Annotated in this window: 19 protein-coding genes and 7 pseudogenes; 14 read left to right on the forward strand and 12 right to left on the reverse strand. The window is 65.1% G+C overall.

Going from position 1 to position 23,451, the window contains the following annotated elements:
• From CMV14_RS26080 to fixJ, 3 pseudogenes are all read left to right on the forward strand, one after another.
• Positions 1-1,244 (forward strand): annotated as a pseudogene (locus CMV14_RS26080) (thymidine phosphorylase); the annotation flags it as partial.
• A pseudogene (locus tag CMV14_RS26085) lies at positions 1,241-2,146 on the forward strand (ribose-phosphate diphosphokinase). The pseudogenes CMV14_RS26080 and CMV14_RS26085, both read left to right, overlap by 4 nt.
• Before the next feature lie 560 nt (positions 2,147-2,706).
• A pseudogene (gene fixJ, locus CMV14_RS27340) lies at positions 2,707-2,811 on the forward strand (DNA-binding response regulator); the annotation flags it as partial.
• A 181-nt stretch (positions 2,812-2,992) separates the two neighbouring features.
• Here fixJ and istB read toward each other — a convergent pair.
• Together istB and istA are read right to left on the reverse strand one after the other, a co-directional pair.
• Positions 2,993-3,764, reverse strand: a pseudogene (gene istB / locus CMV14_RS26100) (IS21-like element helper ATPase IstB); the annotation flags it as partial.
• A gap of 7 nt (positions 3,765-3,771) precedes the next feature.
• Positions 3,772-5,277, reverse strand: a pseudogene (gene istA, locus CMV14_RS26105) (IS21 family transposase).
• Between the two features lie 236 nt (positions 5,278-5,513).
• Here istA and CMV14_RS26110 point away from each other — a divergent pair.
• Positions 5,514-6,485: pseudogene (locus CMV14_RS26110) on the forward strand (Tn3 family transposase); the annotation flags it as partial.
• 80 nt (positions 6,486-6,565) lie between these two features.
• On the opposite strand, the gene CMV14_RS26115 reads toward CMV14_RS26110, so the two are convergent.
• The 4 genes from CMV14_RS26115 to traA form a co-directional block, all read right to left on the reverse strand.
• A complete protein-coding gene (locus tag CMV14_RS26115) occupies positions 6,566-6,862 on the reverse strand; it encodes a WGR domain-containing protein (protein ID WP_066969757.1) in 297 nt (98 codons plus the stop codon).
• 41 nt (positions 6,863-6,903) lie between these two features.
• Positions 6,904-7,197, reverse strand: a complete 294-nt coding sequence (locus CMV14_RS26120; RefSeq protein WP_096367895.1) for a hypothetical protein — start codon at positions 7,195-7,197, stop codon at positions 6,904-6,906.
• 112 nt (positions 7,198-7,309) lie between these two features.
• Positions 7,310-8,008, reverse strand: a complete 699-nt coding sequence (locus CMV14_RS26125) for a DUF6118 family protein (RefSeq protein WP_066969761.1) — start codon at positions 8,006-8,008, stop codon at positions 7,310-7,312.
• A gap of 15 nt (positions 8,009-8,023) precedes the next feature.
• On the reverse strand, positions 8,024-11,131 hold the full coding sequence (gene traA, locus CMV14_RS26130; protein WP_066969796.1) for a Ti-type conjugative transfer relaxase TraA: 3,108 nt from the start codon (positions 11,129-11,131) through the stop codon (positions 8,024-8,026).
• A gap of 174 nt (positions 11,132-11,305) precedes the next feature.
• Here traA and traD (CMV14_RS26135) point away from each other — a divergent pair, with 174 nt between their 5' ends.
• The 4 genes from traD (CMV14_RS26135) to CMV14_RS26155 all read left to right on the forward strand — a co-directional run bounded on the left by traD (CMV14_RS26135) (position 11,306) and on the right by CMV14_RS26155 (position 15,404).
• Positions 11,306-11,611 carry a conjugal transfer protein TraD gene (traD, locus tag CMV14_RS26135; RefSeq protein WP_066969763.1) on the forward strand — a complete coding sequence of 102 codons (306 nt, stop codon included), beginning with the start codon at positions 11,306-11,308 and terminating at the stop codon, positions 11,609-11,611.
• Positions 11,612-11,648: 37 nt separating this feature from the next.
• On the forward strand, positions 11,649-11,882 hold the full coding sequence (traD, locus tag CMV14_RS26140; RefSeq protein WP_066969765.1) for a conjugal transfer protein TraD: 234 nt from the start codon (positions 11,649-11,651) through the stop codon (positions 11,880-11,882).
• A gap of 5 nt (positions 11,883-11,887) precedes the next feature.
• Complete coding sequence (locus tag CMV14_RS26145) at positions 11,888-13,558, forward strand: type IV secretory system conjugative DNA transfer family protein (protein ID WP_066969767.1); 1,671 nt, start codon at positions 11,888-11,890, stop codon at positions 13,556-13,558.
• A gap of 745 nt (positions 13,559-14,303) precedes the next feature.
• Positions 14,304-15,404 carry a replication initiator protein A gene (locus CMV14_RS26155; RefSeq protein WP_066969769.1) on the forward strand — a complete coding sequence of 367 codons (1,101 nt, stop codon included), beginning with the start codon at positions 14,304-14,306 and terminating at the stop codon, positions 15,402-15,404.
• A 62-nt stretch (positions 15,405-15,466) separates the two neighbouring features.
• Here CMV14_RS26155 and CMV14_RS26160 read toward each other — a convergent pair whose 3' ends face one another.
• The 3 genes and pseudogenes from CMV14_RS26160 to CMV14_RS27675 all read right to left on the reverse strand — a co-directional run.
• Entirely contained in the window at positions 15,467-15,769 is a 303-nt protein-coding gene (locus CMV14_RS26160; protein ID WP_066969798.1) for a ribbon-helix-helix domain-containing protein, read from the reverse strand.
• Positions 15,766-16,419 carry a ParA family partition ATPase gene (gene parA / locus CMV14_RS26165; RefSeq protein WP_066969772.1) on the reverse strand — a complete coding sequence of 218 codons (654 nt, stop codon included), beginning with the start codon at positions 16,417-16,419 and terminating at the stop codon, positions 15,766-15,768. The genes CMV14_RS26160 and parA overlap by 4 nt, the downstream gene beginning before the upstream one ends.
• 77 nt (positions 16,420-16,496) lie before the next feature.
• A pseudogene (locus tag CMV14_RS27675) lies at positions 16,497-16,703 on the reverse strand (transcription elongation protein SprT); the annotation flags it as partial.
• Between the two features lie 289 nt (positions 16,704-16,992).
• Here CMV14_RS27675 and CMV14_RS26170 point away from each other — a divergent pair.
• The 3 genes from CMV14_RS26170 to CMV14_RS26180 are packed head-to-tail and all read left to right on the forward strand — an operon-like array spanning position 16,993 to position 18,319.
• A complete protein-coding gene (locus tag CMV14_RS26170) occupies positions 16,993-17,412 on the forward strand; it encodes a putative toxin-antitoxin system toxin component, PIN family (RefSeq protein WP_066969774.1) in 420 nt (139 codons plus the stop codon).
• Between the two features lie 2 nt (positions 17,413-17,414).
• Positions 17,415-17,693 carry a toxin-antitoxin system HicB family antitoxin gene (locus CMV14_RS26175; protein WP_066969776.1) on the forward strand — a complete coding sequence of 93 codons (279 nt, stop codon included), beginning with the start codon at positions 17,415-17,417 and terminating at the stop codon, positions 17,691-17,693.
• Between the two features lie 5 nt (positions 17,694-17,698).
• Entirely contained in the window at positions 17,699-18,319 is a 621-nt protein-coding gene (locus CMV14_RS26180; RefSeq protein WP_066969778.1) for a histidine phosphatase family protein, read from the forward strand.
• Here CMV14_RS26180 and CMV14_RS26185 read toward each other — a convergent pair.
• Both CMV14_RS26185 and CMV14_RS26190 read right to left on the reverse strand, forming a co-directional pair.
• On the reverse strand, positions 18,316-19,278 hold the full coding sequence (locus CMV14_RS26185; RefSeq protein WP_066969780.1) for a tyrosine-type recombinase/integrase: 963 nt from the start codon (positions 19,276-19,278) through the stop codon (positions 18,316-18,318). The genes CMV14_RS26180 and CMV14_RS26185 overlap by 4 nt on opposite strands.
• Positions 19,275-19,652, reverse strand: coding sequence for a CopG family transcriptional regulator (locus tag CMV14_RS26190; RefSeq protein WP_066969782.1), 378 nt, complete (start codon positions 19,650-19,652; stop codon positions 19,275-19,277). The genes CMV14_RS26185 and CMV14_RS26190 overlap by 4 nt, the downstream gene beginning before the upstream one ends.
• A gap of 230 nt (positions 19,653-19,882) precedes the next feature.
• Here CMV14_RS26190 and CMV14_RS26195 point away from each other — a divergent pair, with 230 nt between their 5' ends.
• Complete coding sequence (locus CMV14_RS26195) at positions 19,883-20,110, forward strand: TetR family transcriptional regulator (RefSeq protein WP_066969784.1); 228 nt, start codon at positions 19,883-19,885, stop codon at positions 20,108-20,110.
• On the opposite strand, the gene CMV14_RS26200 is transcribed toward CMV14_RS26195, so the two are convergent.
• Entirely contained in the window at positions 20,107-20,706 is a 600-nt protein-coding gene (locus CMV14_RS26200) for a TetR/AcrR family transcriptional regulator (protein ID WP_066969800.1), read from the reverse strand. The genes CMV14_RS26195 and CMV14_RS26200 overlap by 4 nt on opposite strands.
• Before the next feature lie 111 nt (positions 20,707-20,817).
• On the opposite strand from CMV14_RS26200, the gene CMV14_RS26205 reads away from it, so the two are divergent.
• Positions 20,818-22,254 carry an efflux transporter outer membrane subunit gene (locus CMV14_RS26205; RefSeq protein ID WP_083216161.1) on the forward strand — a complete coding sequence of 479 codons (1,437 nt, stop codon included), beginning with the start codon at positions 20,818-20,820 and terminating at the stop codon, positions 22,252-22,254.
• 13 nt (positions 22,255-22,267) lie between these two features.
• On the forward strand, positions 22,268-23,434 hold the full coding sequence (locus tag CMV14_RS26210; RefSeq protein ID WP_083216162.1) for an HlyD family secretion protein: 1,167 nt from the start codon (positions 22,268-22,270) through the stop codon (positions 23,432-23,434).
• Positions 23,435-23,451: the final 17 nt, after the last annotated feature.

A 23,451-nucleotide genomic window follows, 5' to 3' on the forward strand; every position in this document is an offset into this window, starting at 1 on the left:
GTCGAGATCGCGCACGCCCAGCCTCTCGCCTCGCTCGCCGAAGTGCGTCGGCGCATCTATGGCAATCGTCTCAGTGAAGGGGCTTTTTCAGCGATCATGACCGACATCGCCGAGCGACGCTATAGCGATGTCCATCTCTCGGCGTTCATCACGGCATGCTCAGCGGTCCCGCTCGATACGGACGAAACGATCAGCCTGACCAGGGCGATGGTCGATGTCGGCGAGCGATTGCAGTGGTCCGGAGCGGTCATCGTCGACAAGCATAGCGTCGGTGGATTGCCGGGCAATCGCACCACGCCGATCATCGTCTCGATCATGGCCGCGGAGGGCCTGATCATGCCCAAGACATCGTCGCGGGCGATCACCTCGCCGGCCGGCACGGCGGACACGATGGAGGTGCTTGCACCTGTCGACCTCGACGTTTCCGCCATCCGCAAGGTGGTCGAGCGCGAAGGCGGCTGCATCGCCTGGGCGGCGCCGTCAATCTCAGCCCGGCCGACGATGTGATCATCGGCGTTGAACGAGTGCTCGATATCGATGCCGTAGGGCAGATGGTCGCCTCGGTGCTGTCCAAGAAAATCGCGGCCGGTGCGACCCATCTGGTCATCGATATCCCGGTCGGGCCGACCGCCAAGGTACGCGGAACCGATGCCGCCGATACGCTCGAGCGCGCGCTGAGCTCGGTCGCCCAAGCCTTCGGGCTTCGCACGCGCGTGATGCGCGGCCCCGGCGCGGAGCCGATCGGACGGGGCATCGGCCCGGCGCTCGAGGCGCAGGATATCCTTGCCGTCCTCCAGGGCAGCCGGGCGCCGAGGATCTCGCCCACCGGGCCTGCGAGCTGGCGGGAGGACTGCTTGAGCTCGCTGACGCGGCCCCGGCCGGCGAAGGCTATGCGCGTGCGCGGGCGTGTCTCGAAAGCGGCGGGGCCTGGGCCAAGTTCCAACGTATCTGCGAAGCGCAGGGCGGCATGCGGGCTCCACCGGTCGCCCGGTTTCAGCAGGATATGATCGCTCCCTATAGCGGCCGCCTGGTGAGTATCGACAATCGCAAGCTCGCGACGGTCGCGAAGCTCGCCGGCGCGCCGGTGGCCAAGGCCGCTGGCGTCGCACTGCAGTGTCGGCTGAACCAGATGGTGGATGCCGGGGCTCCCTTGTGTAGCATTCATGCCGAGAGCCGGCGAGCTCGACTATGCGGCGGCCTATGCCGTGAGCGACGGGCCGATCTTCGGGATTGAAGCGCTATGAACCGTCCCGTCCTGTTCGCGCTGCCTGGCAGCGAGGCCCTGGCACAGCCGCTATCCGCCGCGCTCGATGCAGAGGTCGGCACGATCGAGCATCGTCAGTTTCCTGACGGGGAAACCTATCTCAGGGTCGGAAACGACGTCAGCGACCGCGAGGTCATCCTGCTGTCCAGTCTCGATCATCCGGACGCCAAGCTGTTGCCGCTGCTGTTCGCAGCCGACACCGCGCGCGATCTTGGCGCTCGCAGGATCGGGCTCGTCGCCCCTTACCTCGCTTACATGCGCCAGGACATACGCTTCCATGCCGGCGAGGCGGTGACGTCGCGAACCTTTGCTGCGATCCTGTCTCGCCATCTCGACTGGCTGGTGACGGTCGATCCGCATCTCCATCGCTACCATGAATTGTCGGAAATCTACCGCATCCCAACCCAGGTTGTTCATGCCGCGCCGTTTTTGGCCTCGTGGATCAAGCGCAATGTCGCTCGCCCGCTGATCATCGGTCCGACCTGGAAAGCGAACAGTGGGTCTCGCAGGTGGCGGCCGATGCCGATGCTCCGTTTCTCGTGTGCGAGAAAATCCGATCCGGCGACCGTCACGTCACCATCTCGATTCCGAATGCCCAGCGTTTCTCGATCGCCAGCCGGTGCTGGTCGACGATATCGCCTCATCCGGTCGGACCCTCACCGAGGCGGCGCGCCAACTGGTCGGCATGGGTTCGCGCGACCGGATTGCGTGGTCGTGCATCCGCTTTTTGCCGGCGATGCAGCGCAGGTTCTGGGTGGGCTTGTCGAAAGGATCGTCAGCACGAACGCGGTTGCACATGCGTCGAATGATATAGACGTCATGCCAGCGATCGCGGAGGCCGTTCGCCACCGGATTGAATGGCGTGCTGCGCGTCAGTTCTAAGACGGAAATGAACGCCCGGCAAACGCTGTGCGCGTCCTCATCCATTGACCCTAAACGAGTCCGAACCAATCTCCTGAGATCTCCCTTTCGGAGAAAATCGCGGCAGGGAAGGAGGATATGTCGTGTCGCACACACGCTCGTTCATCGATCCCCTCGACGTTGCTGGGCACCTGAAGCTTGAGCCCGAAGTAAAGCGCGCCACCCTGCTATCCTGGGCGTCCGATCGCGCAGCCGTCAAGGGCCAACCCGCCCCCTCGCCCGCCGGGCGCCAGTAACCCGCTGCCGGTCGACGATGTGATGGAAGCGTAGCGATGGCTCGATCGCGCCGAGGGCGGCGCGGGCAACTCGCATGCATCGTCCGGAGCAGAGACCCGGCAATGAGCCGCAGCGACCGCGGCATTGGTGTGAGCGGAGTAGCCGAACCCTCACAGTTTCGCTGTCCTTCGCCGTTTTGCCTCGCCAAATTTTTACTCTTGACCTGGGACCATAGTCCAACGTGCAGAGAAGTATCCCTTGAAGCGCTGCCCTCGCGGCACTGCGTATTGATCGATCTCGGGGCTATGGGGAACAAGCGCGTCGTGCATATCGTCGATGACGAAGAGACAATACGAAAAGCACTAAGTTTCACGTTGCGGACCGCAGGGTTTGCCGTAGAAGCCTACGCTTGTCAACGCCGGGATAAAAACGGGCCAGGCACCGGTTTAAAATGGGGCCAGTTGGTTTGAACAAAAAGCCCCAAGGTTGAGGCTGGGCAGCATCGGCAGCGGGGAACGGCTGGAGCGGAGCGGAAGCCGATTTCCCGCTGCCGATGGCCGCCGTTCTTAGGTCATTTATCCTCCCCTTGTCCTTCTGGCGCTTGCGGCTGCTGGCGAGACGGAAGCTGTCACCATTCATCTCGAGAATGTGGACGTGGTGTGTCAGCCGGTCGAGCAGGGCGCCGGTCAGGCGTTCGGAGCCGAACACCGATGTCCATTCATCGAAGGGCAGATTGCTGGTGATCAGCGTGCTGCGCGTTCATAGCGCTGGCTGAGTACCTCGAACAGCAACTCGCCGCCCACGGCGGTGAATGGTACATATCCCAACTCGTCGAGGATCAGCAGCTTTACAGATGCCAGATGCTTTTGCAGGCTGCGCAAGCGACGCTCGTCGCGAGCCTCCATCAGGTCATGGACCAACGCCGCGGCCGTTGTGAAGGCCACGCTGTGCCCTTTCTGGCACGCAGCCAGTCCTAGCGCGAGGGCGGTGTGGGTCTTACCGGTGCCGCTGGGGCCCAGCGCAATGACATTACGCCGCCGCTCGATCCATTCACCGCGCCAGTTCCAGAACCAAGGCCTTGTTCAGTGATGGCTGGGCTGCAAAGTCGAAGGTGTCAAGCTCTTGGTGTGCGGGAAGCGAGCCATGCGGATACGGCGCTCCACCATCCGGCGCTCGCGATCAATCCGTTCAAGTTCGCACAGGCGCAGCAGATAGCGGGGTAATCGGCCCGATCCTGCGCGGCCTCGAAGGCGACCTTCTCATACTCGCGCACAAAGGTGGGCAGCTGAGCGCTTTGAGATGGTTGGCCATAGTACAGCGGCGGCACGCTGGTGGGTTCGGCCTCGATGGCTGGCAGCGGCATCATGGGATCACTCATGCTGCCACTCCCGTCGCTGGAGTGCTGCCTGCGAGAGCAGGCCCATGTAGGTGCGCGGATCGGTACGCCCGACATTCGCGCGCGGCAAATGCGGGTAAAATTGCAGATCGAGGCGCGGCACACGCTGTTCGAGGCGGGCCAGCGCGATCATCTGATCGCATCGAAGCTGATTGCCCCCATCTCCAGCGCCGGGCACTGCCATTCCACCAGGGACTGCCGAAGCGTTCGCATAGCCGCAGCACCTGGATGAATCGCGCCGTCCCTCTTTGCGCTGCGCGCCTCCATCAGTCGTCGGATGCGATGCATCGGTTCAGCCAGCACCCAGCCATCGAGCGGCGCTGCCTGATCAAGCGGCGGGGTTTCTGTTCTAACAGCGCCAGATAGTGCAGCGGGTTGGCAATGAAGTCTCCCGCTCATAGCTGCGCGGATGCACTGCGATCAGCTCCCCGCACAGATGATCGCAACCCGATCGACATAGCCTTTGATACGACCTCCTGGTGGCATAGGCCGTCGCACCGAATAATCATTGGTACGATAGCGCACCAGCGACATCGACGAGGCCGCCCCGTCACCATATGCAGGGATCGAACGGCACCGCCGGTAGCGGCATAAAGCCGCCAGATCAGCCACCAGCCTGTCACCGATGCTGCGCTCATGCCCGCGCAAGATGGCCTGTCGTCGCTCCATGCATTGTTCGACAAAGCGCGCGTTCAGCGCATCAAAGCTGGGCGCCTCTGGCCTCGGCACCATGAAGTGGCGCGGGAATAACCGACCAGCCCCTCGACCTTGCCCTTGTCGTTACCCTTGCCGGGGCGCCCGAATTTGTCTTCGAACAGGTAATGGCTCTGGAGGGTCGAGAACATCCGGCTGCGCTCGCGCTTCCCGTCGCCCAGGATCTGCGCCACTGCCAGCTTGGTGTTGTCATACAGGATCGACTGCGGGATGCCGCCGAAGAAGGCAAAGGCCGCCACGTGCCCTTCGCAAAATGCCTCAGCCACCTCGGCAGGATAGGCTTTAACGAACGGCGCATCGCTGTGCGGCAGGTCCATGCAGAAATAGTGGAACCGCACCAACTTGCCGTCGATGATCCCGTCCGCCTCACCAAAATCCACCTGCGCATGCCCCGCTTGTGGCTCAATGGTATGAACACCTCGCGGCTGCGCAACTTGGCGCCCGCCACATAGTCGCGAACAATGGTGATGCCGCCGGTGAAGCCATGTTCATCGCGCAGACGCTCGAAAATACGCGCGGCAGTGTGTCGCTGTTTGATGTGAACCTTGCGGTCATCCACCAGGATTTGGTCAATGATGTCGGTAAATCCGGACAGCTTGCGGCTGTAGGTTTGCCCGCTCCGGCCGTGCGCTGCTGGCTCTGGAAAGCACAGCATCTTGTCGACGGTCTTGCGATTGATCCCAAAATACCGGGCGGCAGCGCGACGGCTCATCCCGTCAATCAGCACGGCGCGGCGGACCTTCTGATAAAGCTCCACTCTCTTCATCCTCCACCTCCGCCCAAAAACGGAGGTCTAGCAGGACTGGCCCCTTTTTAATCCGGTGAGACTGGCCGATCCGTGGCCCCTTTATTCCCGGTGTTCTCAAGAGATGTTCAACATCGCAGAGAGCTACAGGTGCTCGATCGAGACCGATGTTTACGAGATTGGAGGACAAGAGCGAGCCTGGTAGATCGCCATGTTCAATCTTTGTTCTTCAACATGGCCAAAATCGCAGCTTCGGGCCGACTGGGCCAGTATGGGGCGACGGCACCACGTCCAGTTCCGATGGCCAGTTCTTCAGGGCCGCGAAGCGCGGCGCGTCGGGCGGCGATATCAACGCCCGCTATGGCGTCGATCATGGCTTCAGCTTCTACACCATAATTCTGATCAGCGCGCGCCCTACCACGTCAAAGTGATCTCGGCCGCGACGCATGAGGCGCCCTATGTCCTCGACGGCCTCACCAGCCACGGCACCGATCTCAGGATCGTCGAGCATTACACCGACACCGGCGGGGCGACCGATCATGTCTTCGCCCTGTGCGCGATGCTGGGATTTCGCTTCTGCCCGCGCCTGCGCGACTTCCCCGACAGGCGGCTCGCGCCGATCGCGCCGGTCACGGCCTATCCGTCCATCACCCCGCTGTTGGGCAAGCGTATCCGCACCGACATCATCGGTGAGCAATGGAAGACGTGCTGCGCCTCGTAGGGTCGATCAAGGCCGGCCATGTCGCGCCATCGGTCATGCTGCGAAAGCTCGCTGCCTACGAACGGCAGAACCAGCTCGATGTCGCGCTACAGGAAATCGGCAAGATCGAGCGGACGCTGTTCATGCTGGACTGGCTAGAAAATCCCGATCTGCGCCGGCGATGCCATGCCGGTCTCAACAACAGCGAGCAGCGCCATGCCCTGACGCAGGCGATCTACACATTCCGCCAGGGCCGCATCATCGACCGCAGCCACGAGGCGCAGCAATATCGGGCGTCCGGCCTCAATCTGCTCGTCGCCGCGATCGTCTATTGGAACACGATCTACATGGATGCCGCCGCCCAGCATCTACGATCAACATCGGTCGCGGTGCCTGATGATCTACTCGCCCATACGTCCCAGTAGGTTGGGAGCATATTGCTTTCTCGGGCGATTTCCTCTGGGATCGAGCAGCCGCTTCCGCTGGCCGCAAGGCCCTCAATCTGCCGCCGGATAGCCGCGCCGCCTAAGCGTTCGCTGATTGTTCGCCCTTAGCGTTGTTTAGCGTACCATCCACGCTATGCCCTCTTGGATCCTCCGCCGAGCGGGCTTAGCCGGCCTCGGCCGAACCGCTGGCGGGTGTCATAGTCTTATAGACCACCCCGATCCGGTTCTCGGCGGTGCCGCGCCGGCGCAAGGTCGCGGCGATATGACGGTCGGCCGCCGCATGATCGTCGAAGGCATGGTGCTGGGCCTGACCACGCGCCCCAACCCGGCCCCAGCGGGTTTCGACCACGATCATGCCGAACAGGTCGAACCTAGCCACAATGCTGTAACGCCGCCGGATGTTGCGTGCCGGATCGAGCGCCACCAACTCGATCGGGTCAGGGAGAATTGCGCCTTTCATGGCGCAAAGCCTACAAAATCGCGTCCGCGAAGTCCGACGACTTATTTGAAGCAGTGGCGCGTGATTGATTCACCCGCTGAATCAGTGAGGGCAAGAGGAGGGAAGGATGCAGCGATATAGGCCAGCACCGCCCGCTCGATCCCCGGCCAGCGCGCCGGCGCGTGCGCGGGGTGCGCCATCTGCTCCAAACTGACGTTCGCACCCATCGACACAACCTCGCGCCAGAAGCACAGCGCACGCGGTATCCAGCGTTTGGGCGAGGCGGAGAGCGCGATTGCCATCCAGCCATGCGCGTCGGGTTCGGTGAACCCCAGGGGCTCGACGCTGCCGTACATCCACTCGCCGCGCTTGGCCTGGGCGGCGCATCCTCCCGCGCCTCGGCGCGCACCGTCCGGTCGATCAGCGCCGGCAAGGTCGTTCGGTCCAATTCGGCGGAAACCTCCATGCCTATTCCGTCACCTTCACGTCGATCGTGCAGCGCACCGCCTTCTTCGCCTTCGCGGCCTGTTGCTGGCATCGGTCGATCGCCTCGCTATTATCCTTCACCAGATTGGCCCCGGCGACGATCGCGCGCCACCCGTCCGCATTGGCGGTTCGCATCAAATGCTGTCCCGCATCGAATATCGAGGGTTCGTCCAGCACGCGCGCCGCCACACGCTCGGGCCATTGCCAGCTCGCCGGCGCGAGACGCGCGATCGGCCCGCCCATCAGCGCATAGAGGAATAATCCGAACACCAGGCCGCCCATGCCGGCCCATATCAGCCACATATTCTGCTCGTCGCCCCGGCGCGCGGATGCGACCATGTTTTGCAGGTCGTGCGCCGCACCCGCCATCGCCGATTTCGCCGATTGAACCTGGTGCTGCAATTCCCGTGTCGCATCGGCGACCGAAGCGTTTAAACGCTGCCCCATCGTCTCCGGGGTGAGCGTCATCGCCGGCTTCTTGGCGAGGCCATCGATCTGGTGGACCAACGCCACCAATATCTTTTCGGTGCGCTCCAGCGTCGGCTCATAGTCGGGAATGTCGATAGTCTCGCGCGCGGCGGTCAATCCCTCCACGGCCGCGCGCAGCAACGACACCTCACGCCCTAGCTGGGCGAACGCACGCGCCGCGCCATCCTCGCCTTCCCGGTCATCCTCGTCCATATCCGTTTTCTCTCCCTATCGGCTCATTCCTCGATCGCGGCCGATCTCCAACCCCCGCGACAATTCGCGGCCAAGGTCGCGGCTCTGGCTCATGCCGATCTCTAGCCCCAGCTCGCGCAAGCGGTCGCGCAGGATCGATTCCACCTGTGGATCGCGCTCAAGGCTTTTCGCCATGCCCGCCATTTCCTTGCCCGCCTTCTCACGGCCCGTCATGTCGCCGGCGCGATAAAGCCGGTCGCGGTCCTGGGAGAGCTGTTGCCAGCGTTCTACGAACCGATCGGCGCGCAAGGCAGGATCGGCGCGCACGCGCGCTTCTTGGCGCATCGCCTCGATCATCGGGCCGCTGCGCCCCGCCGCTGCGTCGTGCAGCAAGACTGGATCGCGCCTGTAGGCCGCGACCATATCGTCCGACGCTCCCGGCCTGATCTGGTCGAGCGCCTGCACCGCGCGCTCGAGCGCGACTTTCTGATGCTCGAGGACGGGCGCGCCCGATGCGCGGGATTGCAAAACCGCCTCGCTCGAGCGCGACGCCCACTCGACGGCGCGGACAAAGGCGCGGTCCTGGTTCTGCTCGTGGGCCTTGGCCGGCGCCGGCGTCGCCGGCGTCGCGTCGAGCTTCAAGCCGGCGAACATGCCGCGTTTCGGCTTGTCGCCCTGCGCGCGCTCTTGCGCCGGCGCTGGGCGCTCGGCCGACAGCTTCAACCCGCCGAACATACCGCGCCGCAGCTGTCGCTCGGCCGCGGCCTTCGCATCGCCAGCGCCGCGGTCGCCGGCATCGCGAACCGCGCGTGGATCTTCGCCCATCTGGCGCATGGTGCCCGCCCGCGGACCTAGAAGCTCCACGCCCTTCCGCTCGGGTGCATCCGCAACGCGGATCTCGCCCGACAGCCCGCGCTGATCGGCGAACGACTGCGCCTCGGCGTCCCGGTCCCGATACATCGGATAGTCAGACGCCATATCCTTCGCCCGCTCGCGCCCCAGCGTGCGGACAAGCCGGGACACGTCGGCGAAGTCATCGCGGCCGTAATGGATCTGCGCTCCCTCACGGTGCCGCGACAGCGCCACATAGGCGGAATGGCGGTCCATCCCCGGCGTCGCCAGCACATGCCCCTGATCGACCGTCACGCCCTGCGATTTGTGGATGGTCGCGGCATAGCCATGATCGACATGGGCATAATCTTTCAGGTCGAATGCGACGCGGCGGCCATCGTCAAGCCGCACCGCCATGCTGTCGGGCGACACGCGCACGACCTGGCCCAGCGTGCCGTTCTTCACGCCTAGTCCGCGCTCGTTCTTGAGGAACATGATGCGGTCGCCGCTGGCGAACTCCCGCACGCCCCGCTCGGCCGAAATCCGCACGTCCTGCCCCAGCTCGCCGGCGTCGCGCAGCCGATCGCGCGCGGCCAGGTTCAAATCCCGAACCTCGGCATTGGTGTGGGTGAGGATGATCCGCGTCTTGTCGGGATCGGCAAGCCGCTGCGCGTCCCATGTGTCGATCAGCTCGGCCCGCGCCGCCTCGCGCGTCTCGGCCGCGTGGACCATGCCGTGCTGCTCATAGGCATGGATCGCCTCGCCGGTTCGACCCGTCGCCAGCGCCCGCGTCGCGTCGCGTTGCCAGTCCTCATGCTGGCGGCGAACCTCGTTGATCTCGGCCGCCCCGTAGCGCTCGGCAAGGGACCGGAACGCCGCGCCGGCCTCGATCGCCTGCAACTGCTCGGCGTCGCCGACAAGGACCACCTTCGCCCCTGCTTGGCTTGCCTCGGACAGCACGCGCTCCATCTGGCGCGTGCCGATCATCCCGGCCTCGTCTATCACCAGCACGTCACGCGGGCCTAGCAGCTCGCGGCCCTGGCCCCACTGATATTCCATGCTGGCGATCGTGCGCGACTGGATGCCGGAGCCGCCTTCCAAGCCCTCGGCCGCGATCCCCGACAGCGCCGCACCGCGTACCTGATAGCCGGCCCGCTCCCATTCGTCGCGCGCAACGCCCAACATGGTCGATTTGCCGGTGCCAGCATAGCCGACGACGATGGCAATATCCTTGCCCCCTGTTATATGCGCCAGCGCGGCTTCCTGCTGGCTCCCCAGCTTAAGGCCCTCACTCCCGGCGGTGGACCGTAAGGACTGCTCCATCGCCGGGAGACCATGCGCCTCCCGTCCTGCAAGCCGATCGCCGGCGCGCTCCAACCGTTGCTCGGTGTCGATCATGTCGCGGGAGGTAAAGCGATCCTCGCCGCGCCCATCCTTCCCCAGCGCCACCAGCTCGGGCGAGGTCCGTACCGCGCTCATCACCTGATCGAACTGATCCTTGCCGTCGCTGTGGCGGAACGCGAACTGCGCCAGGTCGCGCCGGGTGAACGTCGCCTGTTGGCGCGAGATCGCATCCAATGCGATCTCGGGCCGCGCAATGATCTTCTCGCCATTCTCGCGCGCGATCCGGGCATGGTCCTCGACCCGCTCGGCCTCAAGCCCCTGGTCGGGCATCCGCGACGCAGCCGGCCCGATCTTGTGTTGCGGCTCTAGGTCGATCCCCTGCGCCTCCAACGTCCGATGATCTATGCGGGCGTCAATATCCAGCTCGGCCAACCGCTCGTTGACGTGATCGGCCCAGGCCTCGCGCCATTCTTGCAAGAGCGCCGTGCTGTTCCACTCGCGCACCTTCTGGCCGAAGCCCTCCGGCCCTACTTCGCGCATCGACAACATGACATGCGCGTGCGGCTTGGGTTGCCCGTCCTTCCCCAGGTCCCAATGCACATTCATGTCCGCGACCATGCCGCGTTCCACGAACTGCTTTTCGACGAACTCGCGGGCAAGCTGGACGCCCTGCTGCTGGTTCAGCTCGCGCGGAATCGAGAACTCGACCTCGCGGGCAAGCTGCGCGTCCTTGCGCTTCTCGCGGGCCTCGACCTCGTTCCACAAGGTCGCGCGATCGTTTAAACGCTCTGGCGCACCTTGCGGAGCCATGATTTCCGAATGAACGACGCCGGCCTTATTCGAGAAATCATGGTCGCGCCCGAGTCGGTCATCGTGCAGCCGTTCCGCCGCGCGATAGGCCGCGCTGGCAACGGCGCTCGATCCGTTGGCGCGGCTGATGATCTTGGCCGAGAAATGGTAGATCGCCATGATGGCAACCATACTGCCCTTCTTAGCGCACGTCGGCAACGACGTATAAGCGCGCACTCAAACTCTCTGCTGTTCGCATGATTGACTTCGCCGCATTTCTTAATCGAAACGCTTCCTAGCGCGCGCGACCGTGCTACGCTGCGGCTTCTTGTTCATGAGCGCGAGGGAGAGAAGATGCGGAAGGTGCGCGACTATGACGCAGAGCTGCGGGCGCTGAACGACAAGGCGCGCACGCTCAAGGCGAAGAAGGTGCAGCAGCTCGGCGAGCTGGTCACGTTCACCGGGGCCGATGCGCTCGACCTCGACACGCTGGCCGGCGCGCTCATCGCCGCCGTGGAATCGACCAGCGCGGACGAAAGGGAGGCGTGGCGCGTGAAGGGCGCGGCCTTTTTTCAGCGGCGCGGGCGCAAGGCTCGCAAGGGCGATGCTGGCAACCGACAAGGCGGCGGCGAAGCTGCGACAGGCGACGTACCGCGTTGAAGCTGCCGCGCGCCGCACCGATACGAGGGGATGGGTCGTGGCCCGACGCGAACGCACCCGCCACCTCATAGAGCTGGGCGGCCTCGTCCAGAAAGCCGGCCTGGTCGATCTCACCGACGACGATCGCGCGACGCTCTACGGCGCGATGCTCGATCTTGCCGCCAGGGCGCGGGCGCGCGAGGATGGCAACACGCTGGCGCTGTGGAAGCGGCGGGGCAAACGCGCGTTCGATGCGGAAGCCGACGCGCACGATGAACGGGGGGCATCGTGATAGTCGTGGAATGGTTCCGCCAGCTCGGCCGCGCGCTCCGCAACGTCGCCCGCCTATCGCGCCGCAATCCGATATGGGCGATCACCGCCCTGACCCTTAGCCCGATCGCGCTCATTCGGCACCTGTTCGGCGTGGCGATGCTGTTCCTGATCGTCGGCCTGGTGCTGGGCCTCGGGATGCCGCTCCTGCTCGGCAAGCTGCTCGGCCTGCCGCGCGACTCCCTGATCTATCAGCCGGTGATGATGCTCACCGGCCTGGTCGTGATCCTCGTCACCCTGCGCGCCCTCTTTCAACCGCTGATCCTGCGCTATGGCGGTCCCGACAGCGACGACACCCACGGCTCGGCCCGCTTCGCCACGGCGAACGAGACACGCGCCCTCGCCCGCGCCGATACCGGCCTGCTGATCGGCCGCGACATGAAAACCCGCAAGCTGCTGCGCTATCCCGGCACCGCCCATCTGCTGACGATCGCGCCGACGCGCACCGGCAAGGGGGTGGGCACGATCATTCCCAACCTGATCGACTATCCCGGCCCGGTCATCTGCATCGACCCCAAGGGCGAGAACGCGATCGTCACCGCGCGCGAGCGCGCCCGGTTCGGCCCGGTCCATGTCCTCGACCCGTTCGGCATCACCGGCCTACCCTCGGCCGCGTTCAATCCACTCGATCGCATCGACCCCGCCGGCCTCGATCTGGCCGACGACGCCATGACGCTCGCTGACGCGCTGGTCTATGACGCTCCCGGCGAAGCCGGCGAGGCGCATTGGAACGACGAAGCCAAGGCGCTGATCGCCGGCCTGATCCTCCATATCGTCGCCAGCGAGCTGCCCGCGACCCGCACCCTCGCCACGCTGCGCGATCATCTGACGCTCGCCCCGCAAGCCTTCGCCGCCCTGCTCTCTGACATGCAGGCACAAGGCGGCCTGGTCGCGCGCGCCGCCAATCGCCACCTCGGCAAGTCCGACAAGGAAGCCTCGGGCGTGCTGTCGGCCGCGCAGCGCCATACCCATTTCCTCGATTCCCCACGCATGGGCCAGGTTCTCGGCCGCTCGGATTTCGCGTTCGCCGACATGAAGGCATCGCCGGCGACCGTGTTCCTCGTCCTGCCCCCCGATCGCATCGCCGCCTATGCCCGCTGGCTGCGCCTGATGATCGCGCAAGCCCTCACCGATCTGTCGCGCGGCGGCGCGGCCCCTGCCCGCCCCGTCCTGTTCCTGCTCGATGAATTTGCCGCGCTCGGCCGTCTCGATCCGGTGGAACGCGCTATGGGCCTGATGGCGGGCTACGGCGTCCAGCTCTGGCCGATCTGCCAGGATATTCACCAGCTCCGCGCGCTCTACCGTGATCGCGCCGGCACCTTCTTCTCGAACGCCGGGGCATTGCAGATATTCAGCGTCAATGACCATGACAGCGCGAAACTCGTCTCCGATCTGCTCGGCCAGGAAACGGTGATGTTCGAGACCATGAGCCGCGCCCTTGATGCGGAGGAAACCGGAATCTCGTTCGGCGTGCAGCATGTCGGCCGCCCGCTGCTGACCCCCGATGAAGTCCGCACGCTGCGGCCCGACTTGCAGCTCCTGTTCCTCGCGGGCCAGCGCCCGATCGTCGCCACCAAGCTCGCCTATCATGCCGATCGCGAGTTCGCGGGCCGGTTCGATCAGGTGCGGCGCGTTTAAACGGCGCGGCGAGGATCTACACGCAGAAAAGCGCCCTGCCCTGGGAAGCCCGTAGAGCGGCATGGGACGCTCGACCTTCCCCGACCCTTCCAAACGCCCGAAATGAGGCTGGGCGCCCCGGAAGCGCGCCAGTCGCGACGTTTCCGCCTGCCCTGCCCTTTCGAATGGATCGCCGCCCTCTCCGCTCGGCTTCTTGGAAAGCCAATTCGCGACGGTGGAGCTGGGCGCGAAGCTGGCAGGATGGGCGCGGCGGTTGGGCAAATCCCATACACCAACAAAAAGCGTGCCGGCAAAGCCGGCTCATTATGGGGATGCCGGGTGGGAGGATCGCTTTAGCGATCCGGGGCGGCCGAAGGCCGTGAGCCGGCGGGGCGAAGCCCCAAGAGGCGGTGCTTTCTTCTTTTCTTTTGTGGTGGGACGGTGGGTGAAACCACGACGCCGGAAAGTTATCCACAGCCCGCCGAGTGTTAAAATATGGGTTTAGTGATGTGTTACGGAAATTTGCCATGCGCGGAAAGGCGCGGAAATCCTCGGTTTTTTGGGATGATTTTGCCTCGCGGTGAATCAGCTCTGACGAAAAAGCGAATCCAGAGTGACGAAAAGGCGAATCCACTCTGACGATAGCGCCAGGCACCGCCCCTGCCCCGCAAGCGTAATCGAAATGACGATAGCACGGCCCCTGAATCTGAAATGACGATATCCGCTTGCGTATGTGAAATGACGATAGTAGCTCTCTGTCACTGAAATGACGATAGACCCCTCCCCTTCCCTGTTCGACACCCCGCCCCCCGCCGTGGACGGCGACGATCGCACGCCCCTGCTGCCGGTGCGGCATCCCAACCAGGACTTGTTCATCTGCGACGTGCTGGACGCGATCCCGAAGGACGACATGGCCTCGATGGAGCATCCGGTGTTCTCGCTCTCCACCAAGCCCGACAACCGGACACGGCGCTACGAGCATAACGGCAACGTCATCGAGATTATCCCCTCGGGCAAGGGCCTGGCGACGATCCATGACAAGGACATATTGATCTACTGCATCTCGCAGCTCGTCGCGAAGATGAACCAGGGCGAGCAACCTAGCCGCACCGTTCGCCTGCAAGCCTATGACATGCTCGTCGCCACCAACCGGCAAACCAGCGGTGAAGGCTATAGGCTGATGGCCGACGCCCTCACCCGCCTGCGCGGAACCACGGTGCGGACCAATATCCAGACCGGCGGCATAGAGGAAACGCGGATTTTCGGCCTGATCGAAGAAGCCAAGATCACGCGCAAGACATTCGATGGCCGGATGCTCGATCTTGAAATCACCCTGTCGGAATGGGTCTATCGCTCTGTTATCAGCAAAAACGTCCTGACCCTGCACCGGGATTATTTCCGGCTCCGCAAGCCGTTCGAGCGGCGCATGTATGAGCTGGCCCGCAAGCATTGCGGCATGAAGGACGAATGGAAGATCGGGCTAGAGCTGCTACAGAAGAAATGCGGCTCCAACAGCCCGATCCGGGTTTTCCGGGCCTTGGTCAAAAAGGTCTGCGAGCATGACGCGGAACACGGCCATTTTCCCGACTATGCGGTGACGATGGACGATGACGTGATCCTGTTCCGCAACCGCTCCGGCCTCAAGGCGTCGCCGCCGATCGCCGCCAGCGCCGGCGACGATGCGCCCTATATCGACTCGGAAACCATGCACGACGCCAAGACCGCCGCGCCAGGCTATGACGTTTACGCGCTCTATGACGAATGGGTGTCGTGGTGGCACGACATGGGCAAGCCCGAACTCAAAAGCCCTGCCGGAGCCTTCCTCGGATTCTGCAAGAAACGGCACGAACGCAAGCCATTGCGCTGATCCCGGCCCTTTGCCGGCAAGTGAGCAAGTTCACATGTCCGCATGTTTGCATGTGAATATGCTCACTTGCCTACAGGACTTTCCCCCATCTTTCGCAGCCAGTCGTTGAACGCCTCGGCCATTGCATCCTGTAGACTCATGCCATGCTTGCGGGCGGTCATGTGCATGGCGAACGACATTTCCGGGCTGAAATAGCCCGTCATCGCCTTCTTGCCCTGACGGCTCGGCGCAACCGGGCTGCTGGCGGGGCCTGGGCCGGTGCTGGCGGCGATCGGCGCGACCGCCCTCCCCTCCGGCTCGGCCGACGCCGGCGACGGCGCGGGGTCGCGATCCCGCAATGCAAGCAATGATCCCTTCCGGCTCATGCACTGGCCCTCCATTTCCTAGATGCTTGCATATTTACATGCCCGCATGTCCACTTGTAAAGCTGCTGCACCTCGTCGGCCGCTTTCCCGCTTGGCTCGATCTCCATTGCGGTTTTCCCCTCGGCCGCCGCATGGCGGAAGGCGGCGCGGTCGGCGATATGGTGCGGGCAGGCGTCCAGCCCATAATCCTGCACGAGCTGCGCGGCTTCCTCATACATGCGCGGCGCGGTCGGGCTTCCTGCGGTGAAGATCACGAAAGCGGGCTTGCCGCGCATTTTCACAAGGCTGGCGGTCGTCTTGATCGCGGCTAGGTCGAACGCGCTAGGCCGACAGGGGATCAACACCAGGTCGGCCGCCTCGACGGCGGCGCTGGCGGCGCTGTCGGCATGGGGCGGGGTGTCGATCACGATGAACTGCGCGCCCTGCGCCGTCGCCTGCTCGATCTTGGCGGCGAGGCGAGGGGGCGCGCTGTCGATCACGACCGGGGGCGCATCCTGCCGCCATGCCGCCCATTGGCTCGCCGTCGCCTGCGGGTCTAGGTCGATCACCAGCGCGGTATGCCCGGAATCCTCGGCGGCGGCGGCCAGGTGCAAGGCGAGGGTGGTTTTCCCCGCGCCGCCTTTCTGACTGATAATCGCGATTGTTGGCATGTGAATGTCCTTACATGATCGCATGTTTGCATGTGGCCATAGGGCGAATTGCGGCCGAATGAAAGGGGCGGCGGCGCTTAATCCTCCCCGTCCTCGCTCGCGTCATCGTCCAGCGGCTCATGCTCCATCCGGCCATGATCCTCGATCGGGCAAAGCGGCGCTCCGGCCAGCTCAAGCCACTTGCGCGCGGTCCTCACGGTATAGCGAGAATCTGCGGGAGTGGTGCGGGCGCAGGGAGCGAAGCGACTGAGCCTCGGTCCCGCTGATTGTCGTTGCGTGGGGAGAGGGGGCGGAACGCTCTCTCCCCGCCCAAACGAACGACGCGCCGGCGCATGCCGGCAAATCGCTCGCGAGATCCGCTTGCGATCTCGCCCCCGCCATGTGGGTCGTCACCTTGGGCCAAGACCGCTTGCGGGCTTGGGGAGCGTAGCGAGTACGGCCACGGTGCTGCGCCAGCGGCAAGCGCTTAATCGCTTAGTCGGTTATTTGCTGAGTATGAGGATTGCGCCGGGAAGGGGAGGGCGCTCCAAGCCGGTCTAGAAAAACATCCCATAGGATGTTACATTGGCGGCGATGAAAAGAGTCGTATTGGACACCTCGGTTATCGCCACGGCGCTGCGGAGCCAAACGGGAGCCAGCTTCGCCCTGCTGCGGGCCGTCGAGTATGGCCGCTTGAAGATACTGGCCACGCCGTCGCTGTTCCTCGAATATGAGGACGTGCTGAAAAGGCCAGAACAACGGCAAGTGACGGGGCTGTCATTGCAGGACGTGAATGAGCTGCTGGACGAACTGGCGGCGCTTGTCGAGCCGGTGGAGGTTCATTTGCTATGGCGGCCGCAACTGCGCGACCCGGACGACGAAATGGTGTTGGAAGCGGCTATTAACGGGCGAGCCGATGCGCTTGTGACCTACAATATCCGTGATTTCAGGGGCGCGGCCCCGCGCTTCGGAATCCGGTTGATGCAGCCCGCCGAACTGTTGAAGGAGTTATGACAATGAGCAAGGCGACTTACCCGCTCAAGCTGCCAACCTCGATCAAGGCAGCAGCGGCGCGACTGGCAAAAGAAGATGGCGTAAGCCTCAATCAATGGATCGCAACGGCGGTCGCGCAGAAGATCGGCGCTGTCGAGACGGCGGCCGAGTTCTTCACGCGCCGCGCGAAGGGCCGCACCGGCAGCGGCCTGGGCCGTATTCTCGACAAGGTGCCCAATCGGCTGCCCGAGCCAGGCGACGAATTGCCCGAAGGCTGGACGCCCGATCGCCTGCGCCAGTAACCAGCATGAGGGCCGTATTCATCCGGCATGGGGAAAGCACCGCCAACACCGGCCTTGCCAGCGCCGATGTGGCGTCGATCGCGCTAACGGAGCGCGGGGCAGGGCAGGCGGGCCAGCTCGCGCGGGAATGGATCGAAACGCCGTCGCTGATCGTCACATCGCCGTTCCAGCGCACCCGGCAGACGGCCGCGCCGACCATCGCCCGCTTTCCCGGCGTGCCGGTGGAGACGTGGAACATTGCGGAGTTCACCTATCTGCAACCCGCGCGCTGGAACGGCACGGCCGCCGCCGATCGGCGGCCCCATGTCGAACGCTACTGGACGGCGGCCGACCCCGATCATTGCGACGGGGAAGGGGCGGAGAGCTTCGCCGGCTTCCTCCGGCGCGTGGAAGGCACCCTAGCGCACCTGGCCGCACTCCCGCCCGCCGTGCTGGTCTATCTGTTCGGGCATGGGCAGTTCATCCAGGCCGCGCGCTCGATCGCCACGGAAACCGGGCTGGACGATCGCGCCAGGATGCGCGCTTTCTGGCGCGATGGCGCACCGCCGGTCGTCGCCAACGCGGAACGGGTAGGGTTACATTGGCAGGGCGATTGCTGGGCCTGTGCGCCGGCGCTCGCCGCCTAGATCAACACCCGCTCCACCTCGTCCAGCGTCACGTCATCGGGGCGGCGGTCATAGAGCTGGGTGGTGCGCGTCGAGCTGTGGTTCGCCATCGTCGCGGCCGTCTCCAAGGTGCCGCCGTTCTTCAAATAGGTGGTGATCCCGGTCGCGCGGAATGAGTGATTGCCGATCGCCGTGCCGATGCCGGCAGCGGCCGCGCGCCGGCGCACCATCGCGAAGGCATTGGCTTGGGGGAGGGGCCTGTCGCTTAGTCGCTTAGTCCGCTTGTCGATCGTGCGGAACAGCGGCCCCTTGCGATCGTCGCGCAAGCCGCACCCGTCGATATAGGCCAACAGATATTCCTCTAGATTGTGGTGGCACGGCATTTCGTGGCGCTTGCCGCCCTTTTCGTGCAGCCGCACCCATAGGCGACGGTTCTGCACGAAAGCATCCTCGACGTGCATGGTGATCGCCGCGCCGATCCGCGCGAAGCTATAGACCATCAACCCGATCAAGGCGCGGTCGCGCAAGCCGGCATCGGTGGCAACGTCGATCGTATCGAGCACTAGCCGCGCCTCATCGGGCACCAGCACCGGCGTCTTGCCGCGCCGCTGGCTATAGGCCGGCCCGCGCACCGATGCGGCGGGGTTCACCGGCACCACCTGGCCCGTCACCAGCCAGTCGAACAGGCCGCGCACGCCGGCGAGCTGCTGCTTGACGCTGGGCGGGGCCAACTCGCCCCCTTGCGACTCGACCCAGGCCGCGACGTGAAGCGGCTGCACGCCAGCGAGCGAGGCGACGCCGTGCAGCTCGCACCAGGCCAGGAAGTCGCCCGCCGCGCGCATATAGGCGCGGCGCGTATGCGGGTTGCGAATGGTGACGGCGAAAAACTCAAGGAAACGAAGCCGCGCGCGATCGTCGGCCGCCGCGACCAGGGCCGGCAACGCCAGCTCGGGCGAGGGCAGGGGGGCGAGCTGGTTCACCGCTGGACTTTCTCCCAGCGCGCCGCCTCGGGGCGCGGCGCGGCCATCTTCTCGCGCAGCTCGGCGAACACCGTTTCGCCCGATCGAGCCGATTCCAGCTTGGCGGCCGATACGTCCAGCATCCGGCGTAGCAGCTCGTTCCGCAAATCCTGGTGCGGTTCCAGGTCGCGGAAGTTGCCGACGATCGCGAACACCGCCTCGGAAGGATCGGCGAACATGCCGCGCTCGATATGATCCAACAGCCAGTCGGCCAGGGCAGGGGGTAAATACGCCTCGAAGCGCAGGCCGCCCGCGCGGGCCTGCTCGCGCAGCGCCCTGGCCTGGTCGCGCTCGGCGTAGTTGTCGGCGAAAGCCTCGTCCTCATCCTCGATCATGCCGGCATCCTTTTGAATGTGTGATAAAGGACATTATCACACATAGATGAACGCGGAAATCCGGCATCCGTCACATTGGGCAACATTGGCCTTCCACAACGAAAGTTACGGTTTCAGATGATAGTCTGATTTTAAGACGTGAGTCGAAATTTGAGGACGCTATCAAGCCCCACCGCCGCCAGCGCACTGTGACCGCGATTCTAGATGCTGCTAGTGAAGCTTTCAGCCTGATGGGCGTGCGCAATGCGACCATGGGCGAGATCGCGGACCGCGCAGGAATGGCCCGTGCGAACCTCTATTATAATTTCGCCTCCAAGGAGGAAATGGCCGCTGCGCTCGCCGAGCGTTACCGGGCGAAAGGCTATGCGGAAGCGCCACATCTCAAGGCGCATGAAGCATCAGCCGCCCATTTCCTCGATGCCTTCTTCACCTATGCAGGTGAGTGGACCCGGTCCTAATCGGTGGCGCCATAGGCGCGCAAAAAGGCCTCGACCGCGCCTGCGACGGCCTGCTTGCGTCCGATATGCGGTCCGGCCCCGAACAGCATGGGCTCGACGATGCCAGCCTCGAGCATGCCCTTGAGATGCCCGGCGGCGAGACTAGGATCGACCGCGCGAATGGCGCCCTTCTCGCGTAAATCCGCGAGATAGGCGCGCATCGCCTCCCAGCCGCGCTTGGGACCGCGCTCGTAAAGCAGCGCGCCCACTTCGACATGTGCCCCCTCCGCGACCGCGGCGCGCGTCACCGCGAGAACGTCGGGGCGCATGATGAAGTCGAGATAGGCTTCGCCGAACCGCCGCAAAACCCGATCGACCTGCGGAACCGATGGATCGAGCAGGTCGAGCATGACCTGGCTCTGTTCGCCCAATGCCTCGATCATCGCGGCAACGAACAGCTCTTCCTTCGACTTGAAATAGCCATAGAGCGTGGCCTTCGAGCCGCCCACGCGCGCCGAGATCTCCGCCATGGTCGCCCGCTCGTAGCCGGTCTCGCGAAACAGCACCGTCGCGACGTCGAGGATGGCCCTGCGCTTTTCGTCCGGCCGTGATCGCACCCTCTGCATCCTCCTTTTATGAACCGCATTGTACAGCTTTCGCTTGACGCTGCAAGGCTCGATTGATAGCCGACCGTCCTGTACAGTTTAGACTTCGCAGGGGATTGCTTCTTGCTAGGATCGACCCGATTTGGGCGCTCGGTTGTTGAGGGAGCGGCCGGGCTCGTGCTCGCCGCGCTGCTCAGCGGCTGCGCAACTCTGCCGTCGAGGACCGAATTGCGTCCGATGTCCCGGCCCGAGCAGATGGCGAGTGGCCGAAGCCTTGCCGCCGCCCAAGCAGCATGGCCATCGGACGGCTGGTGGGCGCAGTTTGGCGATCCGCAGCTCGACCGCCTGATCGCGGAGGGCCTTGCCAGCGCGACCGATCTTCGCGTTGCCGAAGCGCGCTTCGCCAAGGCCGACGCACTGGTCCGTCAGACGCGCAGCCGGCTGCTGCCGTCGCTGTCCGCGGACGCGCAGGCAGGCGCCACCAAGCAGAGCTACAATTATCTGATCCCCGGCGACTTCTCGCCGCGCGGCTGGCCCGATTATGGTCAGGGCGCACTCAGTCTCGACTGGGATCTCGATTTCTGGGGCAAGAACCGCGCCGCGCTCGCCGCGGCCCGCTCGGAGGCCGAGGCGGCTGCCGCCGAGGCGGCCGCCGCGCGTCTCGCCGTGTCGGCGGGGATCGCCGGAGCCTATGCCGATCTCGCCGGTCTTTACGCCGAGCAGGACGCCGCGGCCGACGCGGTGCGGGTGCGCGGCCGCACGCTCGAGCTGATTGCGGGCCGCAAGTCGCAGGGCCTCGAGAATGACGGCGCCGTCGAGCGTGCGCGCTCGGCCCTGGCGTCCGCGCAGAGCGAACTGGCCGCCCTGGCGGAAAGCCTCGCGCTCACCCGCAACCGCATCGCCGTTCTGCTCGGCGCCGGTCCCGACCGCGGGCTTTCCGTCGAACGGCCGGCGCCGGCGGCGAGCAGTGTCTTCGGGCTCCCCGCCAATCTGCCGGCCGAGTTGATCGGGCGGCGGCCCGATATCATCGCCGCGCGGCTCCGCGCCGAAGCGGCGGCAAGCCGGATCAAGCAAGCCCGCGCCGCCTTCTACCCGAACGTCAATCTCGCCGGCCTGATCGGCCTGCAGGCGCTCGGCGTCGACAATGTGTTCAAATCCGGTTCAACCTTCGGCACGGTCGGCCCGGCGATCAGCCTGCCGATCTTCGATGGCGGCAGGCTGCGCGGTCAGTATCGCGCGGCCGAAGCCGATTACGCGATCGCGGTTGCCCAGTATGACGGGACGCTCGCGCAGGCCCTTCGCGAGGTGGCAGATGCAGCGGCGAGCGAGCGGGCGCTCGGAGAGCGGCTGGACCGGGCGCAGGAGGCCGAACGCGCCGCCAGCGCCGCCTGTACTGTGGCCAACAATCGCTATCGCGGCGGCCTTGCCACCTATCTCGACGTGCTTGTCGCCGAGGATGCGCTGATTGCCGCCCGCCGCGCCGTCGCCTCGCTCCAGACCCGTGCCTTCGCGCTCGATGTCGCGCTCATCCGCGCGCTCGGCGGCGGCTTCCGATCTTGAAGGAACGCACTCCATGTCCAAGACCACCCATATCATCGAGCATGACGTCCATACCATCATCGAGGAGGAAGGCCCCGAGGATGAGACCGCGCGCAAGGGCAAGCGCAAGCGATTGTTCCTCGGGCTTGCCGCCGGCGTGGCGGTGCTCGGCGCCGGCTATTATGCCTATGACGCGCTCGTCGCGTCGCAGCATGTCGAGACCGACAATGCCTATGTCGGCGCCAATGTCGCGCAGGTGACGCCGCTGGTCGGCGGCCCCGTGCGCGAGGTGCTCGTCGACGACACCCAGCCGGTGAAGCGCGGCGACATCCTGGTCCGTCTCGACGACACCGACGCGAAGATCGCGCTTGCCCGCGCCGAGGCCGACCTGGCGTTGACGATCCGCCGCGTCCGCGGCCTCGTCGCCACCGACACCGGCCTCGGCGCGCAGATCGCCGCCCGCGTCGCCGATCAGGCGCGCGCCGAAGCGCAGCTCGCCGCGGCCAGGGCCGACCTCGACAAGGCGCGCATCGACAAGGACCGGCGCGAGGCGCTCGCCGCCTCCGGCTCGGTCTCCGGCGACGAGCTCACCGTCGCGCGCAACGCCTACAGCACCGCGCTCGCCAATCTGAAGGCGGCCGAGGCGGCGCGGGCACAGGCAAACGCCAATCGCACCGCCGCGGTCGGCAGCCGCGACGCCAACAAGGTGCTGATCGAGGATGCGACGCCGCAGACCAATCCCGAAGTTCTCGCCGCCATGGCAGCGCGCGACCAGGCGCGGGTCGATCTCGAGCGCATGGTCCTGCGCGCGCCGATCGACGGCATCATCTCCAAGCGGCAGGTGCAGGTCGGGCAGCGGGTGCAGCCAGGACAGGCGCTGATGGTCGTGGTGCCGGTCCAAGGTGCCTTTGTCGACGCCAACTTCAAGGAAGTGCAGCTCGCAAGGGTCAAGCCCGGTCAGCATGTCAGACTGATCTCGGACCTCTACGGCGATGCGGTCGAGTATCGCGGGCGCGTGGTCGGCTTCTCCGGCGGCACTGGCGCCGCCTTCGCCGTGGTGCCGGCGCAGAACGCAACCGGCAACTGGATCAAGGTGGTGCAGCGCCTGCCGGTGCGGATCGCGCTCGAGCCCCGGCAACTCGCCGAGCATCCGCTACGCGTCGGTCTCTCCATGACCGCCGATATCGACCTCTCCCACTGATCGCGGAGGCCCGACGC

Origin of the sequence: Rhizorhabdus dicambivorans, assembly GCF_002355275.1 — a bacterium.
GTDB classification, from domain to species: Bacteria; Pseudomonadota; Alphaproteobacteria; order Sphingomonadales; family Sphingomonadaceae; genus Rhizorhabdus; species Rhizorhabdus dicambivorans.